This is a genomic window from Roseomonas chloroacetimidivorans (assembly GCF_049629625.1).
Lineage (GTDB): Bacteria > Pseudomonadota > Alphaproteobacteria > Acetobacterales > Acetobacteraceae > Roseomonas > Roseomonas chloroacetimidivorans.
Window position 1 is genome coordinate 18269 of the sequence record NZ_JBNBZS010000064.1, and the last position, 12236, is coordinate 30504.

Genomic DNA, 12236 nt, shown 5'->3' on the forward strand with positions numbered 1-12236 from the left:
GCTCAGGCCATTTCCTTCGCGGGGACGGGAGCGCTCGCCGGCTTGAAGGCGAGAACCTGCGCCCAGACCTCCTCGACGGAGGCGGGTGTCAGCACAACGAGGTCGCCGGGCCGCGCCAAACGCAGCGAAAGATCTGCGGCCTCGAACTCGTCCAGGACGGCATGCATCCGCTCGGCGGGGAAGCCGGCGCCGAGCACGCCCTCGGCAATCAGCCGGATCACCTCTCCGGAGGGACGCCCACGGCCGTCTGGCCGCTCCCTGAGGACGATTTCGTCAAACACTCCCGCGGCGATCCGGCCCATCTCCCGCATGTCGTTATCGCGCCGGTCGCCCGGTGTACTGATCATGCCAATCAGCCGCTCGTGCCGGGGGCGGAGCTTGGTGACGAGATCGCAGAGTGCCGTCAGTCCGGCCGGGTTGTGGGCGTAGTCCATGATCACGCGGAAGTCGTGGCCGTCATGCACGTTCAGCCGGCCTGGGCTTTGCTCGAAGGAAGAGGAGAAGGTCTGGAGGGCTGTGCGAATGACCGGCGGGGAGACGCCCTGGGCGTAGGTCATCGCCACGGCGGCAAGGGCATTCTGGATGTTGAACCCGGCCAATCCGCCGAGCGTCGCCGGGATCTCAGCCGCACTCATCAGAGGCAGGCGCCGCCGGTCGTCATGCACCACGATGTGGCCACCGTTCACGCCGTCCTCGTTCACCACGACCAGCCCGCCCTGGTGGATGTGTTCGCGCAGCGCTTTGGGCATGGCCTCCCCGCCATGCATGGAGAAGAAGGCGATTCGTCCGCCCGCATGCCGCTCCATCGCAAGGGTCAACGGGTCATCCGCGTTCAGCACGCTGCACCCGTCACGCCGCACGGATTCAACCACCACGGATTTCACGGCAGCCAGGTCCTCCAGGGTGTTCACCTCCTTCAGCCCGAGATGGTCGGCCTGGATGTTCAGCACGGCGCCGATATCGCATTCGTCGAAGCCCAACCCTTCGCGCAGTATGCCGCCTCGGGCGGTCTCCAGCACCGCGGCCTCGACGCTCGGCTCGCGCAGAATCATGCGAGCGCTGCGGGGCCCGCTGGCGTCGTCATCGGTGATCTTGTCATCGTTTATCCAGATGCCACTGGTGCTGGTCATGCCGACGGTCAGCCCGGACTGACGGAGAATATGGGCCACCATCCGGGTGGTGGTTGATTTCCCATTGGTGCCGGTGATCGCCAGGATGGGAATGCGGCCGGTGCCACCATCCGGGAAGAGCATGTCGATCGCCGGGCGGGCGATATCGCGTGCCCAGCCCTCGAAGGGCTCCAGATGCATGCGGAAGCCCGGGGCCGCGTTCACCTCCACGATGCCGCCACCCGTCAGGCGCACGGATCGGCGGATATCGGGTGCGATAAAGTCGATGCCCGCCACATCCAGCCCCACGATCTGGGCTGCGCGCCGGGCGATGCAGGCATTGTCCGGGTGGATGTCGTCGGTCTGGTCGATGGCGGTGCCGCCGGTGGACAGGTTTGCCGTGTCGCGCAGTGCCACCCAGCGATCCTTCTCCGGCACACTGTCCAGAGTCAGGCCGGTCTTCGCCAGCAAATCGCGCATATGGTCGTCCATCTCGATGCGCGTCAGGGTCTTCTCATGACCGCTGCCGCGCCGGGGATCGCGGTTCACCTCCTCGATGAGGGCGGCGATGGTCTGCACGCCATCGCCGATGACATGCGCCGGCACGCGCTGCGCCACGGCCCGGACCTCGCCACTGATAACGAGGATGCGGTGGTCGTGCCCGTCATATTGTTGCTCGACAATGACGCTGCGGCAGTGCCGGGCCGCCAGCTCAAAGCCCTGTCGCACTGCTTCCGGGGTGCGGAGATCGAGGCACACGCCACGGCCGTGATTGCCGTCCAGCGGTTTCGTGACGACGGGGTAGCCGATCCGCTCGGCCGCCTCCACGGCGTCCTCGGCGGAGCGCACCACGGCTCCCTTGGGTACGGGCAGGCCGGCATCGGCCAGGAGCGACTTGGTCAGGTCCTTATCCGCCGCGATCTCGACCGCGATGGAGGAGGTGCGGCCCGTGATGCTGGCGCGGATGCGCTGCTGCCGCTTGCCGTGGCCGAGTTGCACGAGGCTGTGCTCATCCATCCGCATCACGGGGATGCCGCGCCGCTCCGCTTCCTGCACAAGCGAGCGGGTGGTGGGGCCGAGCGCGCGGCGGGCGACGACGCGGGAGAGGGCGGCCAGCGCGGCCTGGGCACCGCCGCCATCGGCCAGCGGGTTGCTGGAATGCAAATCCTCCAGGCCCTGCACGCCGCGTAGTTCAGGGGGAAGCAGCGAGTCAACGAGCTGGAGCGCAAGCTTCCCGGCGAGCAGGCCCGCCTCCTCCTCCCGATAGGAGTAGAGGACATTGTAGCAACCCGGGCAGCCCCGGACCGAGCGGGTCTTGCCGCGGGTGACGCGCGAGCCTGCACGGGTCTGGAGTTCCAGCGCGACGTGCTCCGCTACATGGCCGAGCCAGGTGCCTTCCTGCATCCGGCGGATGAAGCCGCCTGGCACGCCGTAGGAGCAGCCATGCTCCTGAAGGCCTGGTAGCGTTGCAATCAGCCCGTCCACGAAGCCAGGCAGCCTGTCCGTGGGATAGGCTTCCAATGTGCCGAGGTCCAGGCGGATGCGGATCATGGGCATGTGGCTGAAGAGATGCGGCCCGCGATAGACCGCCGAATGGAGCGCGCGCATTGGTCGGATTGTGGCCTCCGCGCCCGACGAGCTGGGAGTGGACGTCATGACTGGCTTTCTCGTTCTTTTCTTTGGGATTGAGGCGAGCGAAAGCTGAAACTGATGTGGCCGGTGAAGCAGCTGTCAGAACGACAGCGGGGCCTTGCCCTTCCATCTAACGCGCACCATCCGGTGGTGATGGCGGGGAAATTTCCCGCCCGGGCCGGAGTCCTAAGGAGGACACCGTTGCGTCAGTCACACGCGATCAGGGGCATGTGATCCGTCGAGCATGGCCGATTATGGCGGGGCGCCGAAAGGCTCCGACAGGCTTTTCACACCTGGAGCCGTGCAGGCCTGCATACAGGATCTCCGCGGGTGGGCAGTGAACCGGGCCACCCTTTTCGTGCGGCCTGCTGATACAGCCTCTAACCTGCGTTATCGGCGATACGGGCAGCTTGAACTCTCCCGAAGGGTTGATCTTTGCTGCCGTGGGAAGGGTATTCGGACAGGGCCTCACCGTTCTCTGGATGAGGCGGCTCGAAGGCGCCGTAATTCATCGCAATGCCGCAGGATCACGGACGCCTCGGAGCCAATTCGGCTGGTTAGCTGATCGCGTCGGAGCGGATGCGGTGGACACCGGCCGCGTCCATCTCGGCCCAGGCCTTGGCGAGGCTGCCATAAAGGTCGATGGCGCGGCAGGCATCCTCGATGACCGTTGCCTCCATGCCGAAGCGCCTCGCGTCCAGCGCCGACCAGGCAACACAGAAATCAGTCGCCAGGCCAGTGAGGAAGACGTGCCGGATGCCGCGGCTGTTCAGATAGCCGTCCAGGCCGGTGCGGCTGGTGCGGTCGGCTTCGAGAAAGGCAGAGTAGGAGTCTACGCTCCGCTGATAACCTTTGCGGATCACGAGCTGGGCGTGAGGAACCGACAGACCGGCATGCAGCGCAGCCCCTTCCGTGCCCATGACGCAGTGGTCCGGCCATAGCACCTGGGTGCCATAGGGTAGGGAGATGGTCTCGAATGGCTTCCGGCCAGGGTGCTGGGAAGCGAAGGAGATGTGGTCCGGCGTGTGCCAGTCCTGGGTAAGCACGACATTAGCGAAGTGCCGGGCCAGCCTGTTGATCACCGGAACCACGGCATCTCCGTCCTGCACGGCCAGCGAACCTCCGGGCGTGAAGGAGTTCTGCACATCCACTACGATCAGCGCGGTCTTGGCGTCTGGTGTCATGGCTCGGCTCGTCGTGGTTTGCGGAGGCAGCACCCCCAGGAGCGGCCATGAGCAGGTTCCCTCCAGCGGGCAGCGGAAGGGTACTGTTCCATCCGGCTGGCCAGCAAGTGAGCCGGGTGGGGAAGCGGGGCAATGATCGTCCAGTGCGTCTATCGCGGGGTGATCAGGAGATCGGCGTTGCTCGCTCGATGCTCGGGCGCGTCTGGCACTGGTCAGTGTTTTCCGGCGTTCTGCTTCCGGGTGTGCTGTCACGCAAGCGACGGGAAGAGGAGTGGTCTCCTCTTCCCGTCGGTGCTGTGGGGTCGTGGAGCCCCGCCCTAGGTGGGCGGGGCGTGATTTGGTTTAGTTTTAGAGGGCGAAGTCGGAGGCGGCGAAGGCGTAGTGGCCGTTGACCTCGATCTGGAAGTCGGCCTTGCCGTCGCCGTTGACGTCACCCTCGATGAGGGTGTTGGCGCCGGAGGTGATGGCATGGAGTTCGCCGGCCTGCCTGGAGAAGGCGTGGTCGCCGATCCAGGAGAAGGCCTGGTCGCCGCCGGCCTTGGCCTGGGCGTCGAGGGCGGAGAGGTCGATCAGGTCGCCCTTGGCGAAGTCGGTGATGGTGTCGTGGCTGCTGCCCAGCTTGCTGTCGGCGAGGCTGGCAAAGGTGAAGGTATCGCTGCCCGCGCCGCCGGTGAGGATGTCCTTGCCCTCGCCACCGATCAGGGTGTCGTTGCCGGCGCCGCCGAGGAGGGTGTCCTTGCCAGTGCCGCCATCGAGGATGTCGTTGCCGTTGCCGCCGTTGAGGCTGTCGTCATTGGTGCCGCCGAGGAGCTTGTCGTGCCCGTCGCCGCCGTTCAGCGTGTCCTTGCCGCCCGCGCCGTCGATGGTGTCGTTGCCAGCCGTCCCCGTCAGCTTGTCCGCCGAACCCGTGCCGTGCAGGTCGGCCGGCTTCGTCTCGACCGGGGTGGTCTCGACAGGCTTGGTTGTCACTGGCGTGCTCGTGACCGGGGTGCTCTCCACCGGGGCTGGCGCGACCGGCTGGGAAGGTGCCGGGGTGGTCACGACCGGGGTGGAGACGTCCAGCTTCCCCGCGCCGGCATGGGCCAGGACATAGGCCTTGACCGTTGAGGCGCCGTCGAGGGTGTAGGAGTAGGGCACGGTGTAGTCAGTCGTGGACTTGCCATCCTGGGCGGAAGCCTCGCCCTTGTCGACCTTGGACCAGGTGACGTCGGTGAACTCGTTGCCGCTCAGGTTCCACTTGCCGACCGCCGCGCTGTACTCGCTGACGATCGGGTTCTTCACGTCCTCGAAGACGTTGTTCTGGATCAGGCCCTCGGCGCCCATGCGCAGGTTGATGGCCGAGCTGTCGATGTCCTTGTAGTAGTTTTCATAGATGTGGACCTCGCCGTCGCGGACCATGGGAGCGCGGGAGCCGACATTCTCGAACATATTGTGGTCGAAGGTGGTGTAGCGAGCGCCGGTGTCACCATCCTCCATGCCGCTCAGCGAGACCTTGTAGTGGTCGTGGAAGTAGTTGTTGGAGACGGTGATGTACTCCGCACCCTTCTTCATATCGACAAGACCGTCATAGTAGTCCTTGCCGTGGTTGCGGTCGTTGTAGAACTCGTTGTGGTCGATCCAGATGTTGTGGGAGTTGCCCTCGACCCCGAGCGCGTCGCCCTCGCCGCCATGCACGTTGTGGATGGTCAGGTTCTGGAAGATCAGGTTGGAGGAGGCGCCCTTCACCTGGAAGCCGATGCCGTCGAAATCGGCCTGATCGCCCACACCGATGATCGAGACATTGTGGACGTCGTTGAGCACCAGCGTAGCAGTGCCGCTGTTGGCAGCGGTGATCTCACCCTTGACGAGGATGGTGATGGGCTTGTCGTTGGCCGCGTTGATGGCGGCCATGAGTTCCTTGCCGGTTGTGACAGTAACGGTGCTGCCGCCAGCGCCGCCAGTGGTGCCGCCATTCATCGCAGCGAAGCCATGGACCTGGTTCACATCGGACATGGTGAGTTCCTTCTGGCCGCAGGCAAAGCTGCGCCGTTCCTGAAACAGGCAAAATTGCCCGATTGTTGGTGGCGTACCGTCAAAGCAAAGTATTCGTGCGGGACGAGACCCGGCATTCACCAGTTTCTTCTGGCCATATGCCCTGTCTTCGTACTGTCTTCTTTACAGCCCGCGTTGCTGTCGTGGGGGATACCTATCAGCCACGGGTAATGGGCCGCAACAGGAAAACACACGGAAATGTGATCGGTGCATTCATCACCGAATTTGAAGCTGTGCAACCCTGGGTTTTAAGACAATAATCCTCGTTATCACGGATTCGTGATTGCCGGGCGGTTGGAACTTCCTCTGGCTTACAGAAGGCTTTCAAAAGGACGCCTTATCCGCGTGGGTCAGGCTGGCCAGCGCTACCTGGGCTGAATACCAGACCGGCCAGCCCTCATGGAATTTTGTCCATTTATTGCTAACCAGTGTCGTGTGATCCGAAAATTCTGCTTTGAGAGGAACGTGGGCAGGTTGTGGTGCCGGCCCGGACCGTGGTGCGCCTGGCGAGGACCATAAAGTCGCACTTCGTCGCCGCCGGCCCTGGAGGGACTCATGTCCATTTTCTCCGCCCCTTTCGGTCGGCCCGCGCCCCCGCAGGGCCTGGGCTCCTTGGGTTCATGAGGTGGGAAGCGAAAGCGTTCCCTCAGCGAGGAAGGCTGTAGGCAGGAGAGTGATTGGCACCGATCCTGATCCGATCTGCCGGGCAATCGAACAAGGGCTGTGGGGAGTGACAAGCGCGCGGGCTGCGGTAGAGACGACCGGCCAGGAAGGAAAAGACCGGGTCAATGAGGAACCCCAGCATCTGGGCCGTGGTGATCGCCGCCGCCGTCACTGCATCCATGGCCATGGGAATACGTCAGACCTTTGGGCTTTTCCTTCTGCCCCTCGGTGTCGAGAAGGGGATTCCGGCCGTTGTCCTCGGCCTGTCGGTTGCTCTGCATAACCTGACCTGGGGGATCGCCCAGCCGGTCACGGGCGCACTCGGCGACCGGTATGGCGCCGGGCGCGTCGCCGCCGTGGGTGGGCTGCTCTATGTGGCCGGCCTCGGCCTGGTGGCTGTTTATCCCTCCGCAGTCACGGCGCTGCTGGGCATCGGGATCATGACAGGGCTGGGCGTGGGCTGCACCGGAACGGGTAGCGTCGTGGCCGCTGTGGGCCGCGCGGCGCCGCCTGAGCGCCGGGGCAGCATGCTGGGCATCGCCGCCGCGGGCGGATCAGTGGGGCAGGCGCTGCTCGTGCCTTACGCGCAGATCGGCATTGGCTGGTTCGGGGCTGCCGCGGCGCTCGGCGCCATGGGAATCGCGGCGCTGGTGATCCTGCCGGCGGCACGTTTCATGGAGTGGTCGCCCCGTGACCCCTCGGCGCGGCGCCGTCCGCTCTCTGATCTTCCCCGCTTCGCCCGGAATGCCCTGCAGGAGCGGGACTTCGCGCTACTGGCGCTGGGCTTCTTCGCCTGTGGCTTTCAACTCGCTTTCCTCACCACCCATCTGCCGGCGCATCTCGCCCTGTGCGGGATGCCGACTTGGCTCGGTGCCACTTCGCTGATGCTGGTTGGGCTGTTCAACATTCCGGGCTCCTGGCTCTGCGGCAAGCTGGGCGGGGTGATCCGGCCGGAGGTGGCGCTGGGCGGGGTGTATCTGCTCCGCAGCCTCGCCATCGCCTTGTTCGCCACGCTGCCGGTGACGGAGTGGGGCACGCTGCTCTTCGCCGCCGTCCTTGGTTCGATCTGGCTTGGCTCCGTGCCCCTGACGGCCGCGGCGATTGCTCGCCGCTTCGGCGTGGCCGATCTCGGGGCGCTGTATGGCGTGTGCTTCTTCAGCCACCAGATTGGCGGCTTCCTGGGTGCCGGCGCCGCTGCCGTCCTGGTGGATGCGACCGGCAGCTATGCCCTGTTCTGGCCGGTGATGGTGCTGGTGGGCCTGGGCGCGGTTGCGGCGAACTGGGCCACGCGCGGACCGATCAGGGCAGTGGCAGCCGCTTAGAGCAGACTGCCCGAAGGCTGACACGCCGAGGCGTGAATTCGCTCCTCAGGCGATGTGGGCTGCCGCGCCGGCGCCTCCAGCTTGCCTGACGGAGCCGAGCCTTCCATTTCTGGCCAGGGGTTCGCGCCATGACCAAGCCATTGGAGGCTGTCGGCCCAGAAGCCCCGCTCATGCCTGGAATGGAAGAGGTCGAAATGGCCGATCCTGGGAAGCCCAAGACGCTCGGGTGTTAGCAGCGCCTCGGTGACCGGAGCGTGGCGGTAGTAGCTGAGGCCGCGCCGGACGGCGGCAGGCGTTCCAAATTCGTCATCTCCGACGATCACGGCAAGGATCGGGGCGGTGACTGAAGCCAGTCGTTTCAGGACCACCTCGCGTTCCTGCGGAGGCAGGCTGAGTTCCATGCGAGAGCGCCGGAAGCTCCACTCATTGGCGACGCCGGCGGGAAGGTCCTCCAACCAGCCCAGTCGGCGGCCGGGGAAATAGCCGCACAGAGCTGTCAGCAGGGGCATGGTGACGTGCCATTTCAGGAACAGCCTCCAGCGCTGGCGAGCCTCGTAATCTCGCCAATAGGCGTACTGGGCCCCGACTGTGAGGATGCGCGAGATGGCCGGCGCGCTCGCCGCGAGGCCGGGGAGGAAGCCCCCGATGCTGTGACCCACCACAAGCCGCGGGGTGTCCTTTACCTGCCTGTCCATGAAACGGAGGGCCGCATCAAAATCCAGCATGCCCCAGTCGGCCCAGCGATAAGAGCAACCCCGGAGTGTCTCTGGCCGGGACGCACCGATGCCGCGGTAGTCGTAGGTAAGCACACTGAATCCGTGCCCGGAGAGGAAGCGGGCATACCGGTGATAATACCGGGCCAGGACACCGGTGGCCGCGTTGATCACGACAGCCCCTTGGGGCGAGCCCCCGTCAGCGGGCCAGAAATGGCCGCCAAGCCGGACCCCATCGCGACAGATCAACTCGACCGGCTCCTCACGCGACATGGATCGAGACCCTCACGACTTCATGCAGGCAGGTGGTCTGGCTGCGCCGAACGACCAGTTGCCGGATGGTGGGCCGCAAGTGCCGATGAGTGCTCAAGGTGATGCACGCCGTGACCGGAACATCGGGCGAGAATGACACCGAAGAGTTCGGAGGTCAGGGAACGGTTCCCGGGATATCTCCAACACTGTTCCGTTTTGCTGCCGCTACAGTAGGCCTGGTTGGGATGGCGGGATCGGGCGGGCCAAGCCGGGCGAAACAGCATGGTCAGCCAGGCCTAGGCCGCAGGTGCTGCCGCTGCGCCGTGCTGTGGAGGACAAGGATGGCTGCCAGGCAAAGAGCGGCGATCACCGCCATTCCCGCCGCATAGCCGCCGGTCCATTGCCACGCCCAGGCCATGCCAAGCGGCCCTGCCGCCCGGGCCAGGGCGCCGGCAGCGGAAAGGAAGCCCGTGATCGTGCCGTAGCCGTTCGCTCCGAACAGGGATGGCGGCAGGGCCCCACGCACGATCGTCAGGACGCCGTTGCCGGCTCCGTACAGCACAAGGGCCAGGCCAAGGATCATCGCATCCCTCCCGAAGGTGAGGACGGCGAAGACGGCCGCGAGTGTGCCAAGGGCGAGATTCGCAATGGTATGAAGCGAAAGGCGGCCGCCGCCCGCAAATTCGGCGATACGGCCGGCCACCTGCGCTACGCCCACCAGCGATGCGAGCGCCGCCGCGGATGCGCCAAACCCGCGCTCCTGGAGGAAGGGCACGAGATGCACCGCCAGCGTGGCGCTTGCCAGGCCGATGACGGCATAGACGAAGATGAGCTTCCAGAAACGTTGGTCGTGGAGCAGCACCTCTAGATCGGCCGCTCCGTCCTGTGCCCCTGTCTGGTCAGGCCGGGAAGCCGATGCCGGCGAAAGCGCGATGCCGTGCAGCAGGGCGCAGACCAGGTTCATCATGGCCAGCACCGAGCAGGCTTCCCGCCAGCCGAGCGTCTGGACGAGAAGGCTGGTCAGCGGCCAGAAGATCGTGCTGGCCAATCCTCCGGCGAAGGCCACCACGGCCATCCCCCGCCTGAGGTCCTGGGGGCTGAACGAGGCGGCAATGGCGGCAAAGGCGGATTGATAGAGCGTTGCCGCCATGGTTGCGCCCAGTGCGATCCAGACGGTGTAGAGCTGCCACAGGCTCTCCACCCCTCCGGCCAGCCAGAGGCCCAGGGCGGCCACCAGGGAGCCGGTCGTCATCACCAGCCGTGCGCCCAGCCTGTCGAGCAGGGGACCCACCAGCATCGCGGCGCCGGCTTCGGCGAGCAGCCCCGCAGAGAAGGCGCCGACGGCCAGTTCGGGCCGCCAGCCCGTCTCCGCGATCATGGCGGGCATGAGCACGGAAAAGGCGTAGAAAAGCGAGCCCCAGTGAATGACCTGCGTCACGGCCAGGGCGGCGGCGACCCGCCAGGGCGGCCCGCTCATTCCGGCCGGGGCGGTCACAGGCCGCCCGTCACGCGCAGCACCGCGCCGGTGGTGTAGGAGGCGGCATCGGAAATGAGCCAGTGGACCGCTTCGGCGATCTCCTCTGGCTGCCCCACCCTGCGCATGGGGACCCGCGGCGCGATCCGGGCGGGGCGATCCGGATCGCCTGCCGCGGCGTGAATGCCCGTCTGCACCGTGCCTGGGGCGACGGCGTTTACCCGGATCCCCAGTTCCGCCACTTCGCGGGCGAGGCCCAAAGTGAAGGTCTCCACCGCTGCCTTGGTCGCGGCGTAATGCACATACTCTCCCGGGCTGCCGGTGACGGCTGCGACAGAGGAAATATTGACGATGGAGCGGCCTTCCGCTTCCGGGCGCAGTGCGAATTTCCGGAGCGCCGCCTGGGCGCAGAGGAGCGTGCCGACGAGATTCACCTCGACCACATGGCGCATCACCGCTGTGTCAAGGTCAGTGAAGCGGCCGAGCGGTCCCGTGACGCCCGCGTTATTGACGAGCGCGTGCAGCGGGCCAAGCGCCTGCTCCGCCTCGTCGAACAACCGAGCCACTTCGCCCTCGTCGGAGGTGTTCACGGGGATCGCCAGGGCGCGGCCGCCGGCCGCGGCAATCTGGCTCACCACCTCGGCCGCGAGATCCGCCCCGGTACGATAACCGATGCAGACGGCGTAGCCGGATGCGGCCAGGCGTTTCGCGGAGGCGGCACCGATGCCGCGGCTTCCGCCCGTGACGACAACGAGTTTCTGCCGAGCGCTGTCCGAAGGACTCATGCGGATTACGCCAATCTGAAGCGGTTAAGGGGTGGAACCAGTTTGCCAGGCTAGGCTGGAAGCGTATGGCCGGTTAGGGAAGAAAAACTTTCCGATACCTCGCATTGGAATAAGTTTTGCCTGTACCCATGCCGAACCTGACCCTACGCCAGATCCGGACGCTGCTGACGGTCATAGAGACGGGCTCCGTATCCGCAGCCGCACGCATTCTCGGCATGACCCAGCCGGCGGCCAGTCAGCAGTTGCGGGAACTGGAGCGCCGCGTCGGTGTCCGTCTGCTGGAACGCGCTTCCGGGCGCACACTCCCCACTGCGGCGGGAGAGGCGCTTGTCGGGCCGGCCAGGCGGGCCCTCGTCGCGGCTGAGGATGTGGAAGCGGCGGCGGCCCTGCATCGCAAGGGAGAGGCCGGGCGTGTGAGGCTGGGGACGGGCGCCACGGCCTGCATTCACTTGCTGCCGCCGGTCCTGGCCGCGGTACACCGCCAGCATCCCTCGCTTGAGGTGATTGTGGCCACCGGGAACACGGCGGACATGGTGCGGCGTGTGGAGGATGGCGATCTGGATCTGGCGCTCGCGACCATGCCGGTGCAGCGCAGTCGTTCGCTTTTGGTCACGCCTCTTCTGACCGACTCGCTGTTCGCCCTCTTTCCGGAGAACTCGGCCCCGTCAGGTACGGCACCTGTGAATGCCTCCGCCCTCGCGCGGCTGCCCCTTATTCTCTACGAGGCCGGCGGGACGATGCGGGGCCTTATCGATGCGTGGTTTGCCCGGGCGGGGGTAAGGCCGAATGTGTCGATGGAGTTAGGCAGCATAGAAGCAATCAAGGGGCTGGTGGCCAGCGGACTTGGCGCCTCGGTGCTGCCGGCAGCGGCGCTTGGCGCGAAGGTGCCCGGAGCGGAGTGGCGCCCTCTTCGGCCGGCTCTGTCGCGCCGCCTGGCGGTTGTTAGTACCCATCCGCCGACGGCCGCCTTCCCTGGCCTGGGTGCCCGCTGATCTTACTGACGTTCGTAAGAGTGTCGGTAAGGGCAGGTGGGTGGGATGGAGATCATCAGCGGGGTCGAGCGGCGTCGGC

Annotated in this window: 8 protein-coding genes; 2 read left to right on the plus strand and 6 right to left on the minus strand. The window is 66.0% G+C overall.

Annotation, left to right across the window (positions count from 1 at the left end):
• Positions 1-2 precede the first annotated feature (2 nt).
• The 3 genes from cphA to ACO1BU_RS28030 form a co-directional block, all read right to left on the minus strand.
• Positions 3-2717, minus strand: a complete 2715-nt coding sequence (gene cphA / locus ACO1BU_RS28020) for a cyanophycin synthetase (RefSeq protein ID WP_424139260.1) — start codon at positions 2715-2717, stop codon at positions 3-5.
• 581 nt (positions 2718-3298) lie between these two features.
• Positions 3299-3925 (minus strand): bifunctional nicotinamidase/pyrazinamidase, encoded by a 627-nt coding sequence (gene pncA / locus ACO1BU_RS28025; RefSeq protein ID WP_424139261.1) that lies wholly within the window; start codon positions 3923-3925, stop codon positions 3299-3301.
• Positions 3926-4273: 348 nt separating this feature from the next.
• Positions 4274-5917 carry a pectate lyase family protein gene (locus ACO1BU_RS28030; protein WP_424139262.1) on the minus strand — a complete coding sequence of 548 codons (1644 nt, stop codon included), beginning with the start codon at positions 5915-5917 and terminating at the stop codon, positions 4274-4276.
• 827 nt (positions 5918-6744) lie between these two features.
• On the opposite strand from ACO1BU_RS28030, the gene ACO1BU_RS28035 reads away from it, so the two are divergent.
• Positions 6745-7941, plus strand: a complete 1197-nt coding sequence (locus ACO1BU_RS28035; protein WP_424139263.1) for an MFS transporter — start codon at positions 6745-6747, stop codon at positions 7939-7941.
• Here ACO1BU_RS28035 and ACO1BU_RS28040 read toward each other — a convergent pair.
• The 3 genes from ACO1BU_RS28040 to ACO1BU_RS28050 all read right to left on the minus strand — a co-directional run bounded on the left by ACO1BU_RS28040 (position 7938) and on the right by ACO1BU_RS28050 (position 11165).
• The gene (locus tag ACO1BU_RS28040; protein ID WP_424139264.1) at positions 7938-8927 is read right to left on the minus strand and encodes an alpha/beta hydrolase family protein; all 990 of its coding nucleotides are present in this window, start codon (positions 8925-8927) and stop codon (positions 7938-7940) included. The two genes, ACO1BU_RS28035 and ACO1BU_RS28040, sit on opposite strands and share 4 nt — an antisense overlap.
• A gap of 265 nt (positions 8928-9192) precedes the next feature.
• On the minus strand, positions 9193-10383 hold the full coding sequence (locus ACO1BU_RS28045) for an MFS transporter (RefSeq protein WP_424139265.1): 1191 nt from the start codon (positions 10381-10383) through the stop codon (positions 9193-9195).
• 14 nt (positions 10384-10397) lie between these two features.
• Complete coding sequence (locus tag ACO1BU_RS28050) at positions 10398-11165, minus strand: SDR family NAD(P)-dependent oxidoreductase (RefSeq protein ID WP_424139266.1); 768 nt, start codon at positions 11163-11165, stop codon at positions 10398-10400.
• A 128-nt stretch (positions 11166-11293) separates the two neighbouring features.
• Here ACO1BU_RS28050 and ACO1BU_RS28055 point away from each other — a divergent pair, with 128 nt between their 5' ends.
• Positions 11294-12157 (plus strand): LysR family transcriptional regulator, encoded by an 864-nt coding sequence (locus tag ACO1BU_RS28055; protein WP_424139267.1) that lies wholly within the window; start codon positions 11294-11296, stop codon positions 12155-12157.
• The last annotated feature ends 79 nt before the right edge of the window (positions 12158-12236 follow it).

Excerpts from the sequence above, each read along its gene's own strand:
- cphA (WP_424139260.1), bottom strand. The coding sequence starts at position 2,717 with ATGCGCGCGCTCCATTCGGCGGTCTATCGCGGGCCGCATCTCTTCAGC.
- pncA (WP_424139261.1), bottom strand. The coding sequence starts at position 3,925 with ATGACACCAGACGCCAAGACCGCGCTGATCGTAGTGGATGTGCAGAAC.
- ACO1BU_RS28030 (WP_424139262.1), bottom strand. The coding sequence starts at position 5,917 with ATGTCCGATGTGAACCAGGTCCATGGCTTCGCTGCGATGAATGGCGGC.
- ACO1BU_RS28035 (WP_424139263.1), top strand. The coding sequence starts at position 6,745 with ATGAGGAACCCCAGCATCTGGGCCGTGGTGATCGCCGCCGCCGTCACT.
- ACO1BU_RS28040 (WP_424139264.1), bottom strand. The coding sequence starts at position 8,927 with ATGTCGCGTGAGGAGCCGGTCGAGTTGATCTGTCGCGATGGGGTCCGG.
- ACO1BU_RS28045 (WP_424139265.1), bottom strand. The coding sequence starts at position 10,383 with ATGAGCGGGCCGCCCTGGCGGGTCGCCGCCGCCCTGGCCGTGACGCAG.
- ACO1BU_RS28050 (WP_424139266.1), bottom strand. The coding sequence starts at position 11,165 with ATGAGTCCTTCGGACAGCGCTCGGCAGAAACTCGTTGTCGTCACGGGC.
- ACO1BU_RS28055 (WP_424139267.1), top strand. The coding sequence starts at position 11,294 with ATGCCGAACCTGACCCTACGCCAGATCCGGACGCTGCTGACGGTCATA.